Origin of the sequence: Okeania sp. SIO2F5 (assembly GCF_010692685.1) — a bacterium.
GTDB lineage: Bacteria > Cyanobacteriota > Cyanobacteriia > Cyanobacteriales > Microcoleaceae > Okeania > Okeania hirsuta.
On the sequence record NZ_JAAHGU010000006.1, the window covers coordinates 70,733 to 96,673 of the forward strand.

The following is a 25,941-nucleotide window of genomic DNA, read 5'->3' on the forward strand; positions in this document are numbered from 1 at the left end:
TTATCCCTATTCATAAAAACCTAAATAACTGTCATTTTAATTGTAGGATATTTAAGTTCAGATACTAGATATTTGGATAATAATTGATGTTTCAGATGATCAATAGTTATCCCCAAAATATTTGCCATTTTTTTCAAATGATTCCAGACTAACATGGCACAAGCAATATGATTCTTTTGGATTTTTGCCCGACGACCCAATCCAAAACTCAAATCCTGTTAGTTGTTTAATTTCTCTATGAAACTCCTCTATTTTCCATCTAGGCGCAAATTTCAAACTCAACGTCATCTGTACTCTGATGACTGAGGTAATTAGTAACAATATATTCTGTTGGTGTTTGTAGAAACAGTAGCCCAGAATAATCTGACTTTTTGATCTCTCGGAAAACCTTTAATCTTAATAATTTTTCCTGATACTAATTCCTCCTGATTCGATGTTAATTATTCCAGTTTTTGTTTTTTTTCACCCCCTGTATCGTCTACTAAACGATTGCTTTTTAACGGGGAATAGTAAACTTTACCTAAGTTATCTATTAAGATAATGAGTTTTTTGGTTGGATATAAGCTATCCATTAATACTGTTTTTACTGGTATTTTCTTCTTTTTTACTACATCAATTATTATATATTCTATATTATCTATTTTACTATTTTCATCACTTTCACTCTTTATAAATCTGATAATATACTATGCAGAAACGTTATATTTGAGGATTAAAATATCAACAATTAACTGTTCCTATTCCACGCACTACCCTATGTTCGTTACCACTATACTGACGCCGAATAAGCTCAATATGCATGGGAATACTTTTTATTCAGAAACCTGTCATCAAAAATTAAATAACCATCTTCAGTAGTTACAATTTCTTCTCTGACATTTTCCCACAACATTTCTGTTCCTAAATCAATATTTTTCAAGTAACGATTAATTTGATTGCTGACGCAAAGCTACGCTATCGTGGCTAACTTTTTCTAGATTGTCAGCCAGGTTTGTCAGAGTGTAATGTTTCTGACTACTTATGAGATACTGACAATATTTTATATAATTAAAGTCTATTAAAAACTCTTCATAAAAATATATGTTATTTGAAATTATAATCATACCAGAGAACCTACAATATACTCAATCTAATTTTTCAGTTAATGATAATTTTGTGGCTCAGGTGTTGGTGGAGCCTAGCGGCAGCTATATCGCCAAGGGAAACGGAGTTTAGATCGCAAATCTAGAGAGAGTCTTAAAGATTAACACTATATATAGTGTCCTTACGTAAGTCCTGTTTTTAGATGATTTTGCCACTGAATATGGTCTGGGAAAGAATAAAAGAGTTATACTGGTCATCGATCAAGCCGGTTGGCATACCAGTCATAGTTTGAAGATACCAGAGGGTTTGGATTTAATCTATTTACCTGCCAAGTCACCAGAACTACAACTAGCAGAACGTTTGTGGCCTTTAACTAATGAAGTTGTGGCCAATAGCTCTCCCCTTTCTTTAGATGAACTTGAAGAACTATTAGTCTTTCGGTGCCAACAACTAATGAAACAGCATGATTTAATACAAGGACTAACTTGCTTCCATTGGTGGCCTCAAACTAGGGCTGTTCAATTATAAGCGATCGTTTGAACATAAAGGTAGTTTGCGTTGGCGGAGTAAGTGCGGCAGCTATATCGCCATCTTCTTGGCCATAAAGTTTGAATACTTCTACTGTAATGATTCTGGCTTTATTATAAGTAATCATCCGAACATGATATTAGACTGTTATGAAATCACTGGAGGTAATGTCATTTGCTATTACCCCTTCAAGTACAGTTAAAACTTCATTAGTGAGGGTGACCTTAACTTCAGTGCTTGTACCTGCATTTTCAATCGTTAATTCGCTGAAAGTTAAACCGTTAGATAATCCAAGTTTATCGTTATTAACTTCAAAGTCTGTAATAATGTCAGTTCCATCTCCTTGACTATAGATAAATACATCATTACCACCACCACCAGTTAGGGTGTCATCACCAAGACCACCTGTAAGTTGGTTGGCAGAATTATCACCTATAAGTTCATCATCACCATCAGAAGCAATCAAGTTCTCAATATTTGTTAAAGTATCTTGAGCGACAACCGTATTGAGCATAGCATCTTCCCAAACTTCAGCTATCTTATCGTAACCACTAGCTGTCAGATGATAACCATCCTTAGTGATATCACTAGACTCTAAAGGTGTATTAAAAATATCTACGAAATGTACATTATGTCCACTAGATTTTCTGGGTTCAACTATTTCACTAGGTATTCGCTCGTTAAACTCCTCAGTTCTCGCTTCTCTGTCCGAGTTACTAAAGTTTGGCAAAATAGATGCAACTAAAATTTGTGATTCTGGTAGTGCTGTGTTCATTCGATCTACCAGATCACCAAGGTCTGCAAGAGCAGTATCTGGACTATCCCCTTTATTAATATCATTTGTACCTGCCATCACTAAAACCATATTAGGATCATAAGTGGCTAAGGTATCTTCAATATTTGTGTATCTTGCGACTGATGGGTGATTTTTACCTCGAGCTTTACTGGCGTTATCTGTAAGTTGATTAATAGTGAATTTACCACGACCTTCGTGGTCTTGATCAATATCAGAAGGACCACTGTATGCTGTACCAACAAAATCTATATTGTAGCCAGCACCATTTAAAGACCTCCATAATTCGTTACGATAGCCAGCATTGCTGGCATCACTAGGATATCCGCTAGTGTTAGAGTCGCCTAGAGGTAAAATTTTAAAGTCTTCAGACCAAGTTTCAAACTTACGGCTGACTTCACCAGTCTCAAGGTTAGCAATAAGTCCACTGGTCTTGTTGCTAGCATAGTTGACTGTATCTTGACCCTCACCGCCATCGTAGCTGTTGTTACCAGGGCTACTGACGAAATTATCATCACCAGGACTACCGTTAAAAGTATTATCTCCACCTAAACCATTATCTGGAGAAGAAGCATCATTGTCTACAACTGTTAACACCGCTGTATCATCAGTGCCGAGGGTGGCTCCTCCTGTAGGGGAGGATAAAGTTAGATTAATTGTTTCGTCATCCTCTTGCTCANAACTTTCTGGTCAAAATGTAGATATTAATAATGAGGAGTTAGTCATTGAAAATGCAGAAGATATAAATATTTCTAAGATTTTAGCAATTTTAAGTTTGCCTATTAAACAATTGAACAGTTAAATTTTCAGTCAACGGGTGGCAGATTTGGTTGCGGATTTGCGATCATCTTCCAATAACAAACACTAGGCACGTTGCATACAATATCCTTACTGGGTTATCATTTTGCCTATATAATATATTAAAAATTCCCCAATTAATCTGGAGGTAATTATGTCAGAAAAATTGACTATTCTGCCCCATGGAGATCCAGACACCAGTCACATGATTCTAGAGGATGATACTCCCTTGGATAGTTTTATTAATGAAAAACAACAACGTCTACTCACAACGGTATTTTATAGCGGTGCTAAAATACCGATAAATGTTCCTTTTATTGTTGCTGCCAATGTGGGTTTATTTTCTCATCTCCTAGATTCAGGAATTGTACCTGATGTCTTTTTAAGTTTGAATATTATTGGTGAGAAAGAATGGTGGGAACGTAATGTTAGCTCTTATTTATTCTGGGAATTTGGCAAAGCACCAGATATCGTAATAGAAATTGTTTCTCCGACTCCCGGTAATGAATTAGGAAGTAAATTAACGGACTATGCAAAGTTAGGAATTCCTTATTATGTTGTCTACGATCCATTGCAAAAACTTAGCGAAACTGTACTGCAAGTCTTTCAATTACAAATTAATTCTTACGTTCCTAAAAATAATGCTTGGTTTGCTCATGTTAATTTGGGATTAACTCTATGGAATGGTGTATTTGAAAATGTTAATGGTACTTGGTTACGTTGGTGCAATGGTGATGGGAATGTAATTAAAACAGGAGATGAAATAACAACAGCAAAAAATCTGGAAATTTCCCAAAAAGATGCTCAAATATCCCTAAAAGATGCTGAGATATCTCTAAAAGATGCTCAAATTAAACAGGGGTTATTATTAGCAATTGAAATGGGATTAAAACTCAAGTTTGGTGATGAATATGTGGAGATTTTATCAGATATTTCAAAAATAGATGATGTGAAATTGTTAGAGACAATAGTATCTCAAATTCCCCAAATTTCCTCAATAGATGAATTGCGAAAACTATTGAATAATTGATAATGGATAATTAATTGAATCTAGGTTTAAAGACTCTCCTTTTAAGGATAAAAAAGGGATTTATCAAATTAAGGTCTATTCAAATCAAGCCCTTTCCCCCTACATTTTTAAGCTGACCATAATCATACACAATTCTTAACAGACAATTCTTAATTCAGTACGCTACAAGAGAAGTTAATGTATTACAAAATAAATTAATTTTTTTAGGAGCATACATAGTTATGTCTACAAATACACCAACTCTTGCAGGATTATACGTTTTCTCCTCAGAAGAGAAACTGACTTTTCCGCTCAAACATACGGAAGTTCAAGCTAAAATAGCTGGCAACCTATCCCGCGTCGAAGTAACTCAACAATTTGAGAACCCATTCACCGAACCCCTAGAAGCAACTTATGTCTTCCCATTACCAGATGAAGCAGCAGTCGATGAAATGGAAATCAAAATAGGCGATCGCTTAATCAAAGGTAATATCAAAAAACGAGAAGAAGCAAAAAAAATCTATCAACAAGCTAAACAACAAGGTCGCACCGCAGGGTTACTCGAACAACAGCGCGATAATATTTTCACTAAGTCCCTGGCAAATATTAAACCAGGGGAACAAATAGATGTAATTATTCGCTATACAGACTCCCTCAAATTTGAAGGTGGGGACTATGAATTTGTGTTTCCGATGGTTGTGGGACCTCGCTATATTCCTGGAACACCTATAGATGGAAGTGGCGATACAGACCAAGTTCCCGATGCTAGTCAAATTACACCACCAATAGTTCCCCCGGCAACTCGTTCAGGACATGATATTGGTATGACAGTAGAAATAGACTGTGGGATGCCAATTTTTCAGGTGAATTCCACATCCCACCAAATTCAAACATCCGAGCGAAGAGAAATTGTTACGGTTAAATTAGGAAATGAAGACACTATCCCAAATAAAGACTTCATTCTCCGCTATCAAGTTGCTAGCAATCATACCAAAGCAACAGTATTAACTCAAGCAGATGAACGTGGTGGATATTTTGCCATTTATCTAATTCCAGCTTTACGGTATCGCAGTGATGAAATTGTGCCTAAAGATGTGGTTTTCCTCATGGATACTTCCGGTTCCCAAAGGGGAGAACCCTTGCTCAAATGTCAGGAATTGATGCGCCGTTTTATTCACGGACTTAACCCCAACGACACTTTCACAATTATCGACTTTGCCAATACTACCAGAAAACTGTCAGAACAACCTCTACCGAATACACCTAAAAACATTGCCACTGCAATTAACTATATCAATAGATTAAATGCAAATGGTGGCACTGAATTACTTAATGGTATCCAGGAAGTGTTGCAATTTCCGCCTCCACCTGCGGGAAGACTACGGAGTATTGTGATGTTGACCGATGGTTATATTGGTAATGAAAAAGCAGTATTGGCAGAAGTGCAAGACCAACTCCAACCAGGTAACCGACTTTATAGTTTTGGTGTCGGTAGTTCGGTAAATCGATATTTGATTAACCGTTTGGCAGAAATTGGGCGGGGTATTGCCAGGGTTGTGCGACAGGATGAACCCACTCAGGAAGTAGCAGAGAAATTTTTTCAGCAAATTAATAACCCAGTATTGACTCAAATTGAGATTAATTGGAATGGTTGGGGTGAAGTACCAGAAATTTATCCGGTGACAACTCCAGATTTATTTGCCGAACAACCTTTGGTTTTCTTTGGGCACAAACAGGATGCTGTGGGAGGTGAGTTACAGGTTAATGGTATTGCTGCTGGTGGGGAAATTTATCAGCAGACTTTCGATATTCATTTTGCTGAGAGTGGTAATGTGGCAGTTGCTCAAATTTGGGCCAGGCAAAAGATTAAGCATTTGATGAATCAGATGTTTGATTATGATAAGAAGTCGATAGTAAAAGAGGTGACGGAGACTGCTTTAAGTTATCAATTGTTGTCTGAATATACGGCGTTTGTGGCAGTTAGTGAAGAGGTGCGTGTTGAACCTGGTGGTAAGAGTATTTCGATGGAAGTGCCTGTGGAAATGCCAGAGGGATTGAGTTATAAGGGGTTCGGTCCTGCACCTGAAATATTTCTAGTAGACAACTGTGCAGCTGAGAGTATGGTAGCTTATTCAGAACAAATTGTGCCGGAGTGTCGAAGAAGTTCAGCAGTACCTCAAGCAACTGATTGGATAGAAAAGGAAAGAGCAATTTCCCTACCAGTTGCGCGGCGTCGAAGAAGAGCAAAAGCAGCAGCACCTCAAACAACTGATTGGATGGAGCAAGAAAAGGAAAGAGCAATTTCCATCGATCCAAAGCCTTTAAGAGGAAGAAGAAGGAGAAGAGCAAATAGCAAAAAGCAAGATTCTGTAAACCTCACTCATAATACTTTGCAAATTATTCAGGTTACGGGGTTAGATGCAGGAGGGCAAGAAAATCTCCAACAGCATCTACAAAATCTGAATATACCATCAAATATTAATGGTGAAATAGTTTTGGAATTGCAGGTGAAAGGCGATCGCGTACTTCGAGTAATTTTAGATGATGAAGCTTCTACATTGAAGGATAAAAAAGTAGTAGAAGAAATTAAGCGATCGCTGTTAAAATGGTGCGTTCCCTCTGGTGTCGCAGATCGGATTGAGATTACAATCAAAGTTAGTTCCTAATATTCAGGAGTTGGGGGATAGAAAAAGTCTATTCCCCAATTGAGAATGCAGAGGGAAAATTTATCCAAATTGCCAAGATATTACAGCGCTTTTCATATTGACGACCTCGCGTCACAATCAAAACCCAGTAGGGATGTTCCATGGAACGTCCCTAATGTGGTCTACCGAAATGAAAACTGCTGTAAAGGCAAGATTTGTCGATTTATAGCAGTCGAAGAAAAGGTTAGGACAGATCAAAAGCTTAAAATTCAGACAAAGCAATATTTTTCGGTTCTTCAGTCCTTTCCTTCTTTCTTCTTCCTTCTTCCCTCTTCCTTCTTCCTTCTGCTGTAAATTGACAAAAAATTACCCTCATCTGCCAAATTACTCTGGCAATATCTCAGTGACAGTTTCATAAAAATTAGTTTCTGGTGGTTTAGCAAATAAATGTGACATTTGTTCCAATGCCGCTTTATAAGCATCAGTTTGATTCGCATCCATATCTTCAACTCCTTCCCAAAAAATTACAGCAATACCTTTATCTGTTCCTGGCAACTGCAATAAATAAGCTCCCTTAAAACCTTCGTTATAGGTAGCAACTGCCTTTTCATAAAGTTCTCTTGCTTCTTCAAACTTTCCTGGTTTAAATTCTCCCAAGGCAACATAAGCATATTTATGCTTCAAAAAATCCATAAAATCAGACATTTTTTCTCCTGATAGATAGGGTTTAATAGCAAATCAAAAGTCAAAAATAAGACTTCTTAACTTGATTAAGAAAGTGTTTGTCAAATAAATATTAAATCATGTATGGCGCTGCACGCAGGCAACAGGCAACAGGTAATAGGCAATAGGGGGAATAAAAAGCTGATAATATAAGACTTTTAGCTATTGGACAATTCCTACAATTTGTAAATATGCCAGCGCACATTGCTATAGTAGACTGTTTCATCTTCAAATATTGCAATAGACATCTCCGGAAAAGAGGGAGTAGGTAGTAGTTCACAGGGGTAGGTTTTTAACAAAGGGGTGAGCGATCGCTTCTATTCAGTAGAAAATTTCAAGCAAAGTGTGCTTTTTTATACAAAAAATGGGCGAAATTCTCCCCACACTTCCCCCTCTTCTCCCTCTTCCCACACCCTAAGATACAATTATAAAAAACCTACCCCTGTGAAACTCCCCTACTCCCCCACTCCCCTACTCCCCTACTCCCTATTCCCTACTCCCTGAAATAATATCCTCAGACAAAGATTTCCAGAAAGGATTATTTTTTCCTAAACGGGTTGTATTTGTCGCATCATGGATACTTCCCCTGAGATTCTGATAATATTTATCGTCCATAAAATTAATATTTAAACTAGCATCAGCTACTAACCTACGGAATTTTTCCTGAGTATAATCTCTACCATTAATTAATGCTCCTACGGGATTTGAAACTAACAATTCTCCGTTAACTACCACCGAATTAACCATATTCGGCCACCAAGAATAACCACTATATCCAAACATAGCTGGCACTTGAATAATCTGGTCATCGCTTAAATTAAACTCCCGCTTCAACTTTTCAATTAATGGGTCTAATTTTTCCCGCTGTAAATAGAGATTATGCTGAATTAACTTCTGATTTTTTAGCGCTGCTCGTACCGTTGTTTGAGTACTTAAACCACGATTTATTGCCGCTTGTCCATATCCTTGTTGACTCAATTCTTGTAATAGTTTTACCCCTGCTTCTGGACTAACAATTAACATTAAAGGTTTGCCAAATTTACTAGGAATAAAAGTAATAATTTCATCTACATGACGAATCATTAACCAAGAAGTATCAATATCTACTGGCGGACCTTGAATTTTTTGCGCTTTAATAAAATCAACAATTTCTGGATTCAGACCTACTTCACCTGCCTTACCATAATAAATTCTTCCCAGATCGTATCCTGGTAGAGGTGGTGTCACTTCTAGGTTGCCATAAGCATCTGCCCATCTATTTAGGGGATCGAGTTGTCTAGGTTTACCTACTTCAAACCAGCCAAAATCTTCTTTGAGCAGACTTCTAGCGTATTGGTCATTTTCCCCAGGGCGGTTAGCTTTGAGTACCACATTCATATTATGGGTTTTGCCTTGAGAGGGAAATTGCACATAACCTATTTCTTTAGTATCTTGCATCCAGGTGGTGCCACCAGAATTAATTTGAGCTTTAGCACCTGTTTTTTCGACGATATGTTTGATTTTGGCGACAAATTCTTGATTGCCAAAACCACGTTCGCTGACATGAAGCTCTTTGACTGGAGCAGTATTGGGAGACATTAACCAGGGGACTACACCTATTTGAATACTATCAGAAGCAATTTGTCTACCATTTTTTTCAGCGATCGCTGTTAATTTAACGACTCCTTTCCAGTTACGATCGGCGAACTGTTTAGCTTCCACACCTAATACTACTTTCTCTCTAGATATTAATGCTTCAGTACCAGAAATATCTACTGGTTGCCATCCGTATTCTGTTTTTTGGAATACATTAATATAGTCACTAGCATCTGTATCTGTTGAGATATAGATTTGAGCATCTTGATAATTTTCTGCTACTTGAATATTCACCAGCGCTAAGTCTGCTTCATCTGTTTTGCCATTAACTTCTCGATCGCGCCAGTCTGGTATTCGATCGCCATTATCATCATCGCTATTAAATAGCATCAATGCACCTTCTGATAAAGTCCATTTTTCTCTACTCGATCTGTCAGCTTCATCTAACTCTCCGTCTCTGTTGGTGTCGCCATACATGGTGAAACCAGGAGATAAACTATATGCAATGGGTGAATAATTGGTTGTATTATTGTCTGTGTCATCTTCTGTATTTTCTACCCATCTTCTTGCTGCTATGACTTTTTCATAGGAGGCAACTGCTAAATAACCCTGATATTCGATCATTTTTTCGATCGCTTTATCTGTAATTAACGAGTTTTGGGGAATTTGGCGCAGGTTGAAAATTGCCTCTAACCAAAGATTTTCTGCTTCTTGCCAAGTTTGGTAATTTGCCTGAATTGTTTTTCCTTTTTCTACTGCCTTACTTGCTTTGGCGATCGCTTGCTTCCAGCTTTGAAGCGCTTTTTCTTCTCTAATAATATTAGCTTCTACATTACGGAAGTTTTTCAGGTTTTTTTCATACTTTTGTAGGTGAAATTGGTATTGCCAGGGTTCTTCTACTTCTTGGAGAGTTGGCCTTTGAGAAACTTTATTCAGTTCAGCTTTTATTTCGTCTCTAAGCTGGTAAAGTTCTGATAGTGAATTTACTTTTCTTGTAGTTTTTAAGTTGTTGTTTATTGACTCGAGGGTTTCTAAAGGCGAAACTGCTGAGTTTGCTTGTTCTAGAAGTGAAGGTTGTGCCACTGCTTGAGGAACAGGCACCCAAATAATTGCTACTAATGCTCCAATGGTATTAACTAGAGCTATTTTGACATATCTAATCCAACACATAGTATACATCCTCATATATACTAATGGATTTTAGCGGATTTTTGGCAACTCAGAGGACTAATTTCCTATCTTTTCAATATTAGACATAGGCATGAAAAAGATATAGAATTTTTGCACATAGCAGGCAACAGGCAACAGTTCCGGAAAGCAACAAGGAATAGATTTTTAGGAAAAAGGTACGAAAAATGATTTAGGGAACTTACTTTTACAACTCTAGCTGATGTTAAATAAAGGGTAAGTTTATTTTCACCAGATGTCTATTGACTCTACAGGATTCCCGCCGAATAATTATTCCGGTGGTGGTACATAGTAATGGTAAAGGAAGCACCGAGAGTTTGGGGAGATGGGGGGATGGGGAGTGTAGAGAGCACTAGGAGTTTGGGAAAAATTAAAAAACATATATCCTCACCATTACCATCCAGGACTACCATTATTCCTTCACTGAAAACTAAATTAAGCTTAATCAGTTAGTGTTAATTGATTTATATTTCCGGTTGAGAGATTGTAATTCGTAAGGTATTACAGAATTTTGAAAAAATCTCTCTGTCAGTTCAGTTTTTTATACCTAAATTATAATTTTTCAACCGGAAATTATTTTAAGGTTCTCTCACCCATTCCTGATTTGGTTTTGCCAAATTAGATGTTTCCACATTATTAGAACTGGAACTATTACTAGGTAACTCTAAGCAGTAACCAGCACCGTATACTGTTTTAATATACCGAGGATGGCGAGGATCTGGTTCCATCTTTGTTCTCAGATGTCTAATATGGACTCGGATCGTCTCAATATCATCATCTGGATCGTAACCCCAGACTTCCTTGAGAATTTCACTCGGAGATACTGTCTGGCCATGTCGTTGCAGTAAACAATGGAGTAACTCAAATTCTAAATGAGTTAGTTTGACTGTCTGCTCAAACCAAATAGCCTCAAACCTTTCAGGAACAAGAGTCAGAGGACCATAATTCAGAATTTCGCTATGTTTAGCTGCTTGTGGTATTCGATCTGTGCGTCGGAGTAGGGCACGCACTCGTGCCAGCATTTCTTCTACTTCAAAGGGTTTTGTCAGATAATCATCTGCTCCAGCATTAAAGCCTTCTACTTTATTTTGGGTGTGACTTAAAGCAGTTAACATCAGTACCGGAATATCGGCTGTCCGTTCATCACGACGCAGACGTTGACAAACTGTAAACCCATCTACCTTTGGTAGCATTAAATCTAATACTATCAGGTCTGGTAGTAGTTGGAGGGCTAGAGCTTGCCCTTTTATGCCATCTTCTGCTTGGCTAACTTCATAGCCAGCCATTTCTAGGTTGACAGCAACGAGTTCTGCGATCGCAGGATCGTCGTCAATGACGAGTATTCTGGGCATCATTTGCTACACTTACCTATAATTTTTTTTATTGTAATGTTTAATTAAGATTTTTAAGTTTGTTCTCACATTTTGTTATAATTATTTTTCAATACATAGCCCATTTTTAATTTTATTTTTCTACTTCTCTATAACATAATTTTATCTTTTTGTCAAGTAAGGCAATTATAGAATATAGAAAAATATCTAAGTGGTTCTTTAACTAGCTCTTGGCGATCGGCTTTCAGCTATCAACTTGAGTTGAAATTCCCAGCTTGTAGACACTAGATAATTCAAGAGGGGTTGAAATTCTCTTTGAAATTGCATTTACTCGGTTTCAGTATAAATCTAAGCTGTTTGCGAAGCATTCCGTTTAGGAAATACTGACTGCACCAAATTGCTGTTTGAGGAGAATTCCCTCAGGAAATGCTTTTTAAATTAAGTCCTTGAATTTTAGTAAAGCTATTGTTTAATTGTGACTTAAGGCCAAGTAAATTTTAAGTAAACTTTTGCTCTCCAAATTTTTTGATAAAAGTAAAATATTGGGGATATAAAAGTTAAAAAAAAGCCATTGATTTAATTTAAAACTTTGTGCTTAAAATCTAGGAATTATAGGTAAAAATTGTGCTTGTTCTTTAAAATATTTCCATGCAATTGATTCCGGATCTTTTTGACTACTCCATTCTCCAAAATCAGGTTTTGTTTTCCGTTTACTGATAGTACTAGCATGAACATTGAGCCTAATTGCTAATTCCTTTTGGGTAAGAGGAGAAACTATTTCAGTAGCAGATTGAAGTAGGGAATTTTCTGGAATATCTTTTAGATGAGAATTATTTGGTAGTTGAGCCTCATAATTTGAATCTTTCGAGATTAATTGAGTATTGTTTTCTAAAATTTTATCCGTTGTTCTTCCAACTAGAGATACAGCAGTAGGAAAATAATATAATAAACCACCCTCTTGTGTAATTCCTAATTCAGCACCAAATTCTTTAGCTTGTTCATCAAGAAACTCTTGGACTATTTTTCCCGATAGTTGAGAATTTATGGCTAAATCTAAGGCTGTAATATATCCATTATTTTCCTGAATTAACTGATAGAATATGTTATTCAAATAATCTTTTTGTTGTTTTTGTTTTTCCTGATAACGCTTGACGAACCAGGTAACTCCAGAAGCAATAGCAATGATTGTGAATATACGCCAGGATAAACCTAGCATTAGCAATGCTAATCCAAAAGAAATTACAATGGGAAAATTATCTGTGGATTTATTATTATTGTTAATTTTTCTTGGTTGTTCGGGCATTTTAATGTTCTTGAGCCAACTTTTATACTTGTTAGGTATCACCAACATTTACTGTTAATATAGCTAAATATAGACATAATTAGTCAATACTTTTAGCGTATTTTTAATAAATAATGATGTAGTTGGGATAAATTTTTGTCAAGAATTAAGTCTATCAGACTAATTATTAATGTCATTGAGGTGATTTCTGAAGCCAAACAAATACAATACGAGTTAGAATAAAGTTTTGCTAGTATTGATATTGGTTTGAACACCTAGCTACACTTAGCTACATTAATATTAATCAAGCTAGAATTATCGGTAGACTTCTGAAATTCATTGATCGATACTGTAAACTGTAACAAATTTAAAGTTAACTCTTCAATTTCTTCTGCCTGAAAATTAATTGAGGATCAAATCAAAAAACTAGCTAGTTAATAAATAATTTCACATTAATGATTACTTGAATATAACATATCGCTTCGATAATTCATGTTCTCATCACTCACAAAAAAAATGGCATTATGAATAATTTTTCAAAATTAATAATGGTAACAAAATGTTAATTTAGGAAAAAAAATAATCAAAACTTTGTCAATATTCCCGATACTAGAGTTAATCTAAATATTATCGTATCAAGTATAAATTGCAATAATTAAAGCGATTTTAACCTAATAATTCTATACATCAAAAATTATTTTTATTGATAATGATTCAATTCCTATATATAAAATTAGTGAGAAAAAAGAAGTCTACTTTGAGTAGGTAAAAAAAGAGTAGTCCCAAATTATTAAATACCTGTCTTATTTAATAGACCTCTCCTCTTTAATTAGTTATGAAAAAACTGATTCTCTAACTTCAACGCCATCTTCCTGCTCACTTAATTTATCAATATTCAACCGGAAATGATATAACTATGTTTTTATAAAGTATACCTCCTTAGTTTGCAAGATTTTAAACAATGTTTCGTAAATTAAAAATTATTGGTGGCACCATTCTAGTCTATTTGTCCATCACTAGTTGTAGCCCTAGCAAAGTTCTTCAGTGTAATGAATTGATTGTTACTATTAACAAAGGAAATACTCTTGTCAATTCTGAAAATTCCTTTGATGCTGCGACAACTAATCAGCTAGGAGGAGATTTAGAAGCAATTTCTCAGGAGTTAGAAGCTCTCAAACTTGAGGATGAAACTCTTCAGCAGTTTCAAAAAGACTTAACTCGAACATTTAAAGAACTTTCTCAAGCTTTTCTTGATATGAGTGTAGCTCTTAAAACTAGCACACAAGTTGAAGCTTCATTAGAGGGTAGAAAAAAATTTAATCAGGCTAAAAATCAACTTACTCAAACAGGCCAGCAAGCTAATAAGGTTGCTACAGAAAAAGATATTTTGTTAGATAAGCTGGTTACTTATTGTCAAGATAAATAAGTTTAGAGCACTTTACACCTAATAAATAATTTCTATTACCAAAAATATAGGGTCTCAAACCTTCCCTTTTAAGGGGATAGAAAGCGGTCGGTCTTCGGAACTTTCCTAAGGGTGGGATGGCGAGGAAACCTCGCCATATCCAATCGACCAAGATAAAGAAAATTCTGCATCTTCTCGCTTCTGTATTGCAGGAGATGCTGATAACTGTTAACGCAGTTCTTCCGAAGGAGGCTAACTGATAACTGAATTGACAGTTAAGTTTTAAGTGGTTTTTGTTAGGAAAAATATTGATTGGTAACTTCAATCAAACTATTAGTGATGAATTTCTAGCTCTAGTACATAATGTCCCATGCGTAACTGCTGAGACCATAGTTCATATTCTAAACGCAGATAATCTGGAACTGGTCTTCCCTGAACTACTAGGTTACGGGTAAAGTTACGCATTTGTAGCTGATAATGTAAATTGAATGACTCGTCTTGTAACCAATAACGACAGATGCCATATACTCCTCTTTCCCAGATATGGCGGTAACAATATTTACCGTTTCCTTGCATAGTCATAATGACTCGGGACGGGGAAACTTCTAGCCATAAAAGTCTTGGTTTTAAGACAGTTGGCAATATTGATGGCTCATCTATGTCTATACATGATGTTTCTTTGTCTGTAATTGCAGGTTCATGCAATAATATATGAAATTGATCGCGGTCTTTATGATATACAGTGGCCGCTGTTTCAACTATGGACCAAATTGGCAAGTCTGTTGATATTAATGATAGACTTACGGATTTGCGTTGATAAGTTAGCATATATTTTCTTAGGGTAAGTTGTAATTATTTAATGGTTGTTAGTTCTACAAAGATCAAAAATATTACTCTTGGTTAATAGCTTTTTCTTTCGCACGCAACCTTGGCCAAACTCTAATTTAGATTTAACTCTATTCTGACTCAGAATTTAAGCTATCGGAATATACAGCACTTTTAAGTAAGTTAGGTACACCTGCACAACAACAATATTTACTGATTAAGATCGTGATTAGATAATCTGTACTTCATCAACCTATAATATGCTATATATCTGTGGTTTGTTATTGATAGGTTTTATGGAACTCATAGATAAAATGTATAATTATAAGGTTTCTATTTCTTGCGGAAACCCTACGCAAACATAATATTAAGATGAACTCAAGAAAGTCAAAACAAAGATGCCTTTGGCTGAAAATTTTAGCTGACAATAATTTCAAGCAATTACTTCATGTGAAGCAGTGTTAAATTATTTTAGTTAATTGTTATTAATATAGAAGTAATATAGTATCAATCAAATTCATCTCTCTCATGATTTTTGTGAAGTTTGTGAGATAAAAAAAATTAATAACACTTTGATATCAAGGTTAGGAAACTATTAAACATCATTGCATCATCAAATACTATGCGAATAAATATAGTAGTTAAAACAAAAAGGCAATTCACAATAGCAATTCACAATAGCAATTCACAATAACTTTTTTCTTAACTCCTGAATTATGAGACTTGGGTCATTAACTCATGTTAAGATCTTAACTATTCCTATAGTAGCATATTTATGTAGTTGGACACAAGGGATAGTATTTATAAAAAAAATTTTAAAATTATCTATACTAAAATATTGCCAGTAACCAGTCTAAGTAAATTTATTAATTTTAATTATATCTTTGTTTGTTTTTGTTACAATGTTTTAACTAAATATATTAAATAATCACTTGATGAGTTAAATTTTACTGCTTTAAATAATCTTGAAGAAGGAAAAAGGAAGAAGGAAAAAGTGGATGGCGACTCAAACCACAACCAATTGTCAACACTCTATAGACGGGGGGATAATCAACCCAAAAGAAAAAGATAAACCATCAAAGGTAATCAGAGAGTTGTTTGTCAGAGAAAAATAAATTGCTCGTGTTTTACAGTTTATTTATTAATGGTATAGTCGGTATTCAAAATTAAAGCAAGATAGTAAGTAGGATAGTTATAATTTAAATATATAAGCCTTAAAGAAAGAGGTTTTTGATCTACTTTATTTTTTGCTGAAGAATTAACTAGGTATAATATTACTACATTAAATTAGAAGATGAAATTATTTATTTTTTGTATATTTACTTGATTACTACTCATAGTAAACAATTTGATCGAATAATTTTAGATATAAGCTTGAGTGATTTAAAGACAGTATTTTGATGTTTGTCAGAATGCAATACTAAATTAATATTCAAAATTTGTCTCAAATCAACTATAATAGCTACAAATAGACAAGAAAAAGACAAGATAAAGTCTAAAAGAAATTCTCAGAGGCTTTGACTCATCAGTTCTAATCGCCAAAACTTCCCTTAATGGTCATTTTAGTTAACAGTTAACAGTACCTCCTCCAATAGGGAGGCTTAAAATACTGAATTTTCTTTTCTTTTGGTCAACCTCTCTATACGGTTTTCCTAACTGATTTTTGCTAACAGTATAACAATTAGTAGTAAATTTTTTATTGGTATTTATAGCAAATATTGAGTTGCTTAGGACATTAGGATAGGGAGCGGGGAGTAGGGAGTGGGGACAATCAGAATATTTGCTTTGTGTAAGAAGATAGGTTTTTTCATCACTAATTATCAGGACTTGATATTAAATGAATTCTGCACAGGTATTTATTTACTCACCCTTCCCAGACTCCTATAAAATTGTGGCTGTGCAAATTTTGCAAATTTATAGTTAATTTTATGATACCTGCTGTAGTAACTACACAAATTACAAATAGTCAAGAAACTTTGATAATTCAAAGACCACAATCAGGTCTATGCCTCAAAGGTAACATTCAAATTCCTGGAGATAAATCAATTTCTCATCGGTCTCTTATGCTAGGAGCGATCGCTCAAGGAAAAACTACCATAAAAGGCTTGCTTCTAGGGGAAGATCCCCGCAGCACTGCTAAATGTTTTTCACTTCTTGGGGCTGATATTTCTCAACTCAATACAGACTTGGTGGAGGTTCAGGGAGTTGGACTAGATAATCTCATAGAACCATCTCAGGTTTTGGACTGTGGTAATTCTGGCACTACAATGCGACTAATGTTGGGGATTTTGGCCTCCCATCCCGAACGTTTTTTTACTGTTACTGGAGATAGTTCCCTGGTCCAGCGTCCCATGTCCCGTGTGATTGAGCCTCTGACACAAATGGGCGCTCAAATCTGGGGTAGACAAGGTGGCTCTTTAGCCCCATTGGCCATTCAGGGACAAAAGTTACGACCGATCCATTATCATTCTCCCATTGCTTCAGCCCAGGTAAAATCTTGTATTTTGTTTGCTGGTTTAATGACGGAAGGGAAAACTACGGTAACTGAACCTGCTCTTTCACGAGACCATAGTGAAAGAATGTTGCAAGCTTTTGGCGCTCAAATTAGTATCGACCCAGAAACAAATAGTGTGACTGTGACAGGTCCAGCTAAATTGCGAGGTCAAGATGTGGTTGTGCCTGGTGATATTAGTTCGGCAGCTTTTTGGTTAGTAGCAGCAGCTATTGTGCCTGGATCGGAATTGGTAATTGAAAATGTTGGTGTTAATCCTACCCGCACAGGTATATTAGAAGCTTTGGAAATGATGCAGGCTAATATTATACAGGAAAATCAGCGGGTTGTTGCTGGAGAACCTGTGGCTGATTTACGAGTATGTTATAGTCCTTTGAAAGCTTGTGAAATTTCTGGTGCGATAATTCCACGACTTATTGATGAAATTCCTATTTTGGCAGTTGCTGCTATGTTTGCTGAAGGGACAACTGTGATTAAGGATGCGGCTGAGTTGCGGGTCAAAGAGAGCGATCGCTTGATGGCTATGGCCACTCAACTCCAGAAACTGGGAGGTAGAGTTACAGAATTACCGGATGGATTGGAAATTACTGGTGGTGTGGCCTTGACTGGTGGTGATGTTGAGAGTTATGGGGATCATCGAGTTGCTATGAGTTTGGCGATCGCTGCTCTTAATGTGATTAACACTACCAATATCCATCAGGCTGAAGCTGCAAGCATTTCTTATCCCAATTTTACTGCTACTCTGCAACAAATTTGTAGGTCATAGTAAAATTTCGGTAAGTGGGAAATCAGCTATTTGACTCCTAGGTCGGAGCTTACGCTATTAATAGCTAGATGGAAACTACTCGATGGATTTTCTCCGTAGTCAAAAAAATGTGTTTTAATTTACGAAAAACTTAAAAAGTAGCCTCACTGGTCTTTTATTCTGGAAAGAGTAGTTGTAATTGACACCATAAGCGTGAATGACTGCTGTATACATACTACGGTATGATACTGTTCAACAATTAATAATTAATTATTAATAATTAGGGCTTGCTGATTAATTCTAAAAGTATTTACAGATAAAGGTTTTAGCGTTTTAGCGTTGAAAAAAGTACCAACTTTTTGGTGGAAAAAGCTCATGCATGCTGGTATTTTAGGATGATTATGGCAGAAAAATTGAGAGACAATTCTTGCTCCTACCTCCTCTACATTCCCATTTCTCCAGTATAGCTGTCTCCAGTATAGCTGTCTCCTACAAAGAGCAAAAAGACTTTATTCAGCAGACCCTAATTAATTATTACCTCTCCTTTAAAACGGATAGGATTGACTCAAAGGAAAATTTTTATTTATTATCCCCTTAAAAGGGGAGGCTTTAAAGCACAATTTTTCGGTAATGTGAAAATCGTGGTTTTAACCAATTTACAACTCCTCGGAAGAATCTACGGGAATTTATCTCGTGGAGTGTCAAATAAAGTAGTTAAAAAATTAAGACATTGGTTAATTTATTGAAAATGTAATTTCAAATTAATAACCAATGTCTTAATTGTTGGGGCTTTTTTTTATTTAATTGATGATTTTTCCCCTAAAAGTTGTTCTTTCCAAGCTTGAAGCTCTACGGATAACTCCTGGCGGTTAGAAGCACGAAGTAGATAGCGATATATAAACCACCCAGAATAGATAATACCAATTAACTCGAAAGTAGGGGCTAGCAGCGGGATATCATTTAATGATTCGATTACTGCCAACATTACCTTGAGAGTAACAATGACTCCTAGAATTAAGCCAAGAGTAACAATTGGCTTCTGATATTGTCCAAAGAAGCCAGATATAATAGCTGGTAGCTCTGATAATATTTCCAAGACTTGGTTTTTAATATCTTGGAACTGGTCGGATGTTTCTTCAGAATTGGATACTGTAGTTAGAGAACCTGGTTCTGTAGGGCTTACTCCTACTTCTTTTGTAGTATCTTTTTCTTCTTGCATAATTTAATGATGTCCCTTCAATTACTAAGGTAGTTATGATAAACATTTGAGTGAATCTTATGGTCAATATTCCAGAGTTTTAAAGGACATGGCCTACTCTTAACTCAAAGTTATCTTGATTTTTCAAACATAAACCTAAACCAGAAAATCTGACATTGCAAGAATAATCATATATGGATTTAGCATATCTAGTGGTCTATTATTATTTCTACAAATCTTAAATCCTACATTTCGCACGACGAAATGTAATATCATGTCCGGTTAAATACTTATAAATAACTACGGAGGAGTCAGGAGTCAGTCCTCAGGAGTCAGGAGAGAAAAAGAAGGAAAAGGAGAAGGCAGTTTTTGATTACAAAGCGACATGATATAAAACATCAAATTATAAAAATTTAAGAGTAACTATTGCAGAGTAAAGAAAAAAAGTTCTAACACTCCTATGTATGAGAAGAGTATTGCAGAAGAAAGCTGAGTAGTTCATATTATTAAGGCCATTAGTATCAAGTCTAAGTCACAAAAAATAGGTTTGATACTTTTGTTTTCTGAGCTTCAGGACTTTTTAAAATATCTACGCCAAATATATTTTGTGCAAGGTTTTATTGAAGTAAGATTTGTTCAAAATTTACTGTTTCTTTTCCACAACTATTTTCTGTTCTAATTTGAGCTACTTAATTTAACTTCTAAAATTATATTCAGCATTTTCATATATTAAATAGGTGGTAGTGGTGCATTTTCATAATGTCGTTCATTAATTGATAATGGATAATTACCTCTGGTTAAAACCGTTACAAAATTGAATATAAGGAAATATCCTAGCACTTTTTTTCCCTTGAAAGGGTCGGCTAATAAAGCTGAATTATTTAATTAATAATTAATAATTATTAATTAGGGCTTGCTGATTAAATCTAAAAGTATTTACAGATAAAGATAAGCACCTTTTTGGGGCTTTTAAAAACTGCGCCTATTTCAGTCTAAAACCCTCAAAAAGTTAGTATTTTAGGCGCATAGTTGGGCAGAAAAATTATTCTTACAATTCTTACTCCTACCTCCTCGCTCATTCCCATTCCTCCCCTCCTGGGAGGGGGAGGGGCAAGGGGTGGGTTGTCTCCTGTCTACTGTCTCCTGTATTCCCCTCCTGGGAGGGGAATATGGGGAGTCTGGGAGAAATTAAAATATATATCCTCGTTCTTCTTAATGTTGGTCAAGATTAAATTTAGATGAACCCACCCGCTCCGTCACCCCAATGACCTAAAATTAGTGGTAATTTCTGAATGACTTTGATGGAAGTATTTAACAATTACTAAATACTAATTTAGATGTTTCAGTTCTACATAAGATTGAGATGAAGGTTATAATTTTGAGACTAAATATTTTACATTTTCGACAGCTTCTTCATATCTATGTTTAGCTAAAGTAATTTCTTCTCCATCTGGCATTTTAAAAATTTCCCCTTTATCAGGAAGTTGATGTAAAGGAGTGCCGATAGATGCAGAGACTTTTCCTGAAGAATGAAAATCTTTGACATTGGTAAAATAGGCATTTTGCCATGTAATGAGAGAATCTAATGAATTATCATTCCTAGTAAAATATTGAGGAAAACTTTGATATTGTCTATAGCAGAAATTAATTAATTCTTGTCTGATATATTTATCAGCCTTAGCTACACCTTTATTGCTCGTGTAATTGTTAAAAACAAATTGTTTTATTTTAGGTAATTTCAGCTCGAATCGCTTAACTTGTTTATTAAATGTGAGGACTTTACTGGCATATTTTTTGAGAGATTCTGAAGGATATTGTTCATAAAGTAGCATTAAAATTCCTTTAATTCCTTCTAATGAAGTAAAATCAGTTATCATAGGAATTATTAAATAATCAGAAGAAAGTAACGCCATCTGTGTATAGATGGAAAAACTAGGATTGCAGTCTATGAAAACAACTAATTCTTTATATTTTTCTTTGTCAAACTCACTTTGACATAATCTTTTAATTGCTGTCATATGATTTTTCCATGCAGTATCATTTGCTGGATTAAGTACAGAATAATTAAGAGCTAACGACAAAGATTTTAAAAAAGAATCACCAGCAATTAAATACATATTTTCTGGGATAGATTCATTATAGAGTGAGGCTCGAACTTTATAAGTAGAATTTTTTGGTAATGATTTAAATTCAGAATTACCGTTCAAAATCCAATAAATAAACCCTACTACATTACATCTTGTGTAAGTTCCTTGCAACTTTTGATTATTTTTATATCCTTTTTTTCCACCTCCAAGTAAAAGTTGATAAATGTTAGCTTGAGGACACATATCAATAACTAAAATTTGTGTCTCTGGATTATTTTAAGCATACAATATTTAAGCATTAGAACATAAAGTTGTTTGACCAACACCACATTTATTATTGTAAAAAGCATAAACTTTTATCGACATAAATACTTGCTCGTCAATTTATACTAAATTAGTATCTTATACTATAACAAATAATAGATATGTTGGCAAATTAAGCTCTAAAAATCTTGAAATTATTTCAAAATTTTCATTGCCGAATAATTAAGGTTTAAAGCCTCTCCTTTCAAGGAGAAACAAGCGGTCGAGGGATGGCGTTAGCGGAGCGGGTCTGTAAGAACGGGTTTCCTCGCCATATCCAATCGACCAAGAGAGAAAAAAAAATCCCTTTTGCGTAAATCATCCCCTTGAAAATAAGAGGTAATTATTAATTATTAATGAGGGCTTGCTAATTAATTAGCAAAGTATTGACAGATAACGGTTTTAGCGTTTTAGGGTTTAAAAAAGTACCAGCTTTTGGGTGTAAAAAGCTCATGCATGCTAGTATTTTGGGATGATTATGGCAGAAAAATTGATAGATAATTCTTAACTCCTATCTCTTCGCTCATTCCCATTTTTCCTGTCTCCTGTCTCCTACCCCATCAAAAAGACTTTCCATACGCAAACCCTAATTATTAATTGTTGAAACTACTATATTTCTATAGAACCCCTAACCGTATCTTTATAAAGGTAGGGGTTTTTGACTAATAATTCAGAAGTCATAAGTTATACCAATTTATAAAATATTGCAAAGCGTGACAACACAGGGAAAAGGGAACAGGGAACAGGGAAAGAAAAACATAAATATTAAAGAGGAAAAAAGGTGGAAATTTTAGAATTTATGGGATTTATAATTTTTTCTTTTAGGAATAAATCAGAAATTAAGATGTAACTGCCTTTTTTGAATTTGGTATTAGGATATTGATATTTAATTTATATAGTTATAGATATCTCCAATAATCAAAAATAAAGTCAATTATTGCACTCTTATTCATCAATTATTTCCTCCTACTCCCTATTCCCTATGCATGAAGGAGATGCTTAATAGAACCCATTTGATATCTATAGATAAACTTTGGGTTTAAACTTCCTTAAACGCAAAGCATTACTTACCACAGAAACTGAACTAAAAGCCATTGCTGCACCAGCAATCATTGGATTTAATAACCAACCAAAAAAGGGATATAAAATACCTGCAGCAATAGGAATACTCAAAACATTATAAATATAGGCAAAAAATAGATTTTGACGAATATTTTTCATGGTGGCATGACTGAGTTGAATTGCCGTAACAATTCCCCATAAATCTCCAGAAATTAAAGTTAGATCGCTAGCTGCCATTGCCACATCTGTACCTGTACCAATAGCAATTCCTACATCTGCTTGAGCTAATGCTGGAGCATCATTAATTCCATCTCCTACCATCGCGACGATTTTATGTTTTTGTTTTGAACTATTTCTTTCTTGTTGAATAGATTGAATAATATTAGCTTTTTGGTCGGGACGTACTTCAGCAAAAATTCTTTTAATACCCACTTCAGAGGCGATCGCTTCTGCTGTTTTTTGGTTATCTCCTGTTAACATTACTACTTCTAATCCCATTTTTTGTAGAGCTTTAACTACATCCCCAGAAGATGGTTTAATTGCATCAGCAATTCCAATTAAACCTTCAATTTTTCCGTTAATAACTATTAAAGCAGTAGTTTTTGCTTCACTTTCCCATTGTTGGCGATTTGATTGTAAAGTTTGAGTATCAATTTTCAATTCATCCATCCATCTTTGTGTACCAATTTGTACCAACTTTCCTGATACATTTCCCTGTACTCCCATTCCTGCTACAGCTTCAAAATTAGTCACTTCTGGTAGGGGATTTTTTACTCCTTGAGATTGAGCATAATTAACTACAGCTTCCGCTAAAGGATGTTCTGAATTTTTTTCTAAAGCAGCAGCTATTGCTAATAGTTCAATTTCATTATTATTAGTGACACCTTTAACCGTAATATAGTTAGTAACACTAGGTTTGCCTTGGGTAATTGTTCCAGTTTTATCACAAACAATAGTAGTTAATTTATGTGCTAATTCTAAGCTATCTGCACCTTTAATTAAAACTCCATTTTCTGCTCCTTTCCCAGTACCAACCATAATAGAAGTGGGAGTTGCTAAACCCAAGGCACAAGGACAAGCAATAATTAAAACTCCTACTGTACTAATCATGGCAAAAGTTATATTTCCCATGGTATTAAACCAAATAATAAAAGTTATAATAGCAATGGTTATTACTACAGGCACAAACCATCCAGTTATTTTATCTGCTAATTTTTGAATAGGTGCTTTACTGCATTGAGCATCTTTTACCAATTGTACAATTTGGGCTAATACTGTATCTTTACCAACTTTTGTGGCTTGAAATTTGAAACTTCCTGTTTTATTAATTGTTGCTCCGATTACCTCATCTCCTAGTTGTTTTTTAACAGGAATTGGTTCACCTGTCACCATAGATTCATCAATAGAAGATTCTCCTTCTACAACTTCTCCATCTACAGGAATTTTTTCTCCAGGGCGGACTAAAATTACATCTCCTACTACAACTTCTTGAATGGGAAGATCGCTCTCTTTTCCATTACGAATAACTCTAGCAGTTTTTGCTTGTAAACCCATTAATTTACGAATAGCTTCTGAAGTTTTTCCTCTAGCACGATTTTCCAATAGTTTTCCTAATAGGAGAAGGGTAATAATAACTGATGAAGCTTCATAATATACTTCTGCTTTTAAACCTTGAGTAATAAAAAAATTGGGGTTTAAAGTAGCAAATAAAGAATATAAATAAGCAGCACCTGTTCCTAAAGCAACTAAAGTATTCATATCCGCAGTATAATGTTTAAATGCTTTAAATGCTCCTACAAAAAAACTTTGACCACACCATAACTGTACAGGCAAACTCAAAAATAATTGCACCCAATAATTATGCAGCCAACTAGGAATAAAAGGAATATATAATCCTATCATTGCAGGTAGGGAACCAATGAATAATAAACTACTAATAATTCCCCCAAGAATAACTTTACGGATTAACTCTTTTTCTTCTGCTTCCCTAACTTTTTTTTCAGTATCTTCTTCTTCTTCAGATTCTGCAAAAGCATAATAACCAGCTTTTCTTACAGATTCTTGAATATGAGTTAAATTAGTTTCTTGAGAATAATAAGAAACTGTAGCTTGAGAGAGGGCAAAATTAACATTACATTCAATGACTCCTGATACTTCTTTAATTGCTTTTTCAACTCTATTTGCACAAGCAGCACAACTCATTCCCTGTAGACGAATACGAATAGTTTCCATCACTATAACCTCAAGATTTTTCAATAATTAATACACTTACTAATAAACGCTATATCTAATTTTATACAACTCAAATTTATCGGTCATTAAATTTATTCTGATTTTCTTTTTTTTTCTAGTGGGTTAATAATCTGATTAGGATTTCCAGTAGGATTAGTACTCAGTTTGTCTCTTGAGCAGAAAATACTCATCATTCTTTCTCATTGCCTGTTCCCTTTTCCTTATTTCCTAAAATCTACAATATCTCACAACTCAAATAAGATTGCTATATATTGATCTTGCTACTTAAATTCATATTTAAGATGAAATGAGTTAGTGCAGGATGGCAGAAATAACTGACCAGTTACAAAATCCTAAAAGCCTTACCAATCAATACTTTTAACTTTTGAATTTTGACTTCCGCGTAGTGGCATTAGGTACAATAGAGAATAGGGTATTGAAACATTTTTACTACAAAATTTACATAAAATTAGAGTCAGTAATGAATTCTATGTAGATACTTATATTTGATAGTTAACCTCAAAGAGAAACATAGCTATCGCCTATAAAATTTGTCTAATAATTTTATAATTTTCTCTGCACTAACAGCTCTGGCAATTGCTTTAATTAAGGTTTTA

At 34.9% G+C, this 25,941-nt stretch carries 14 protein-coding genes and 2 pseudogenes; 6 read left to right on the top strand and 10 right to left on the bottom strand.

Features of this window, described 5'->3' with window-relative positions; all coding sequences use genetic code 11:
• Nucleotides 1-20: 20 nt before the first annotated feature.
• Nucleotides 21-1,058 (bottom strand): annotated as a pseudogene (locus tag F6K27_RS03420) (transposase).
• A gap of 223 nt (nucleotides 1,059-1,281) precedes the next feature.
• Here F6K27_RS03420 and F6K27_RS03425 point away from each other — a divergent pair.
• Nucleotides 1,282-1,611: pseudogene (locus F6K27_RS03425) on the top strand (transposase); the annotation flags it as partial.
• A gap of 139 nt (nucleotides 1,612-1,750) precedes the next feature.
• Here the strand turns inward: F6K27_RS03425 and F6K27_RS03430 are convergent.
• Nucleotides 1,751-3,001 (bottom strand): SGNH/GDSL hydrolase family protein, encoded by a 1,251-nt coding sequence (locus F6K27_RS03430; protein ID WP_287300840.1) that lies wholly within the window; start codon nucleotides 2,999-3,001, stop codon nucleotides 1,751-1,753.
• 355 nt (nucleotides 3,002-3,356) lie between these two features.
• Between F6K27_RS03430 and F6K27_RS03435 the strand changes: the two genes are divergently transcribed.
• On the top strand, nucleotides 3,357-4,232 hold the full coding sequence (locus F6K27_RS03435; protein ID WP_287273930.1) for a Uma2 family endonuclease: 876 nt from the start codon (nucleotides 3,357-3,359) through the stop codon (nucleotides 4,230-4,232).
• Nucleotides 4,233-4,453: 221 nt separating this feature from the next.
• A complete protein-coding gene (locus F6K27_RS03440; protein WP_287273932.1) occupies nucleotides 4,454-6,877 on the top strand; it encodes a VIT domain-containing protein in 2,424 nt (807 codons plus the stop codon).
• 363 nt (nucleotides 6,878-7,240) lie between these two features.
• On the opposite strand, the gene F6K27_RS03445 is transcribed toward F6K27_RS03440, so the two are convergent.
• From F6K27_RS03445 to F6K27_RS03460, 4 genes are all read right to left on the bottom strand, one after another.
• Nucleotides 7,241-7,561 (bottom strand): antibiotic biosynthesis monooxygenase, encoded by a 321-nt coding sequence (locus tag F6K27_RS03445; RefSeq protein ID WP_124145868.1) that lies wholly within the window; start codon nucleotides 7,559-7,561, stop codon nucleotides 7,241-7,243.
• A gap of 504 nt (nucleotides 7,562-8,065) precedes the next feature.
• Nucleotides 8,066-10,324, bottom strand: a complete 2,259-nt coding sequence (locus F6K27_RS03450; RefSeq protein WP_287273934.1) for a protein-arginine deiminase domain-containing protein — start codon at nucleotides 10,322-10,324, stop codon at nucleotides 8,066-8,068.
• Nucleotides 10,325-10,920: 596 nt separating this feature from the next.
• On the bottom strand, nucleotides 10,921-11,694 hold the full coding sequence (locus tag F6K27_RS03455; protein ID WP_124145896.1) for a response regulator transcription factor: 774 nt from the start codon (nucleotides 11,692-11,694) through the stop codon (nucleotides 10,921-10,923).
• 574 nt (nucleotides 11,695-12,268) lie between these two features.
• Nucleotides 12,269-12,976 (bottom strand): hypothetical protein, encoded by a 708-nt coding sequence (locus tag F6K27_RS03460; RefSeq protein WP_287273936.1) that lies wholly within the window; start codon nucleotides 12,974-12,976, stop codon nucleotides 12,269-12,271.
• 940 nt (nucleotides 12,977-13,916) lie between these two features.
• On the opposite strand from F6K27_RS03460, the gene F6K27_RS03465 reads away from it, so the two are divergent.
• The gene (locus F6K27_RS03465) at nucleotides 13,917-14,381 is read left to right on the top strand and encodes a hypothetical protein (RefSeq protein ID WP_287273938.1); all 465 of its coding nucleotides are present in this window, start codon (nucleotides 13,917-13,919) and stop codon (nucleotides 14,379-14,381) included.
• Between the two features lie 312 nt (nucleotides 14,382-14,693).
• Here the strand turns inward: F6K27_RS03465 and F6K27_RS03470 are convergent, their stop codons facing one another.
• Nucleotides 14,694-15,188: a hypothetical protein gene (locus F6K27_RS03470; RefSeq protein WP_124145872.1), complete on the bottom strand. Its 495-nt coding sequence runs from the start codon at nucleotides 15,186-15,188 to the stop codon at nucleotides 14,694-14,696.
• A 962-nt stretch (nucleotides 15,189-16,150) separates the two neighbouring features.
• Between F6K27_RS03470 and F6K27_RS03475 the strand changes: the two genes are divergently transcribed.
• Entirely contained in the window at nucleotides 16,151-16,300 is a 150-nt protein-coding gene (locus tag F6K27_RS03475; protein WP_287273940.1) for a hypothetical protein, read from the top strand.
• A gap of 813 nt (nucleotides 16,301-17,113) precedes the next feature.
• Entirely contained in the window at nucleotides 17,114-18,463 is a 1,350-nt protein-coding gene (gene aroA / locus F6K27_RS03480; protein WP_287273941.1) for a 3-phosphoshikimate 1-carboxyvinyltransferase, read from the top strand.
• A 775-nt stretch (nucleotides 18,464-19,238) separates the two neighbouring features.
• On the opposite strand, the gene F6K27_RS03485 is transcribed toward aroA, so the two are convergent.
• The 3 genes from F6K27_RS03485 to F6K27_RS03495 all read right to left on the bottom strand — a co-directional run bounded on the left by F6K27_RS03485 (nucleotide 19,239) and on the right by F6K27_RS03495 (nucleotide 25,324).
• A complete protein-coding gene (locus tag F6K27_RS03485; RefSeq protein ID WP_287273943.1) occupies nucleotides 19,239-19,661 on the bottom strand; it encodes a CAAD domain-containing protein in 423 nt (140 codons plus the stop codon).
• Between the two features lie 1,349 nt (nucleotides 19,662-21,010).
• Nucleotides 21,011-21,985 (bottom strand): ParA family protein, encoded by a 975-nt coding sequence (locus F6K27_RS03490; RefSeq protein ID WP_287274081.1) that lies wholly within the window; start codon nucleotides 21,983-21,985, stop codon nucleotides 21,011-21,013.
• Between the two features lie 1,065 nt (nucleotides 21,986-23,050).
• Nucleotides 23,051-25,324, bottom strand: a complete 2,274-nt coding sequence (locus tag F6K27_RS03495; protein WP_287273945.1) for a heavy metal translocating P-type ATPase — start codon at nucleotides 25,322-25,324, stop codon at nucleotides 23,051-23,053.
• Nucleotides 25,325-25,941 lie beyond the last annotated feature (617 nt).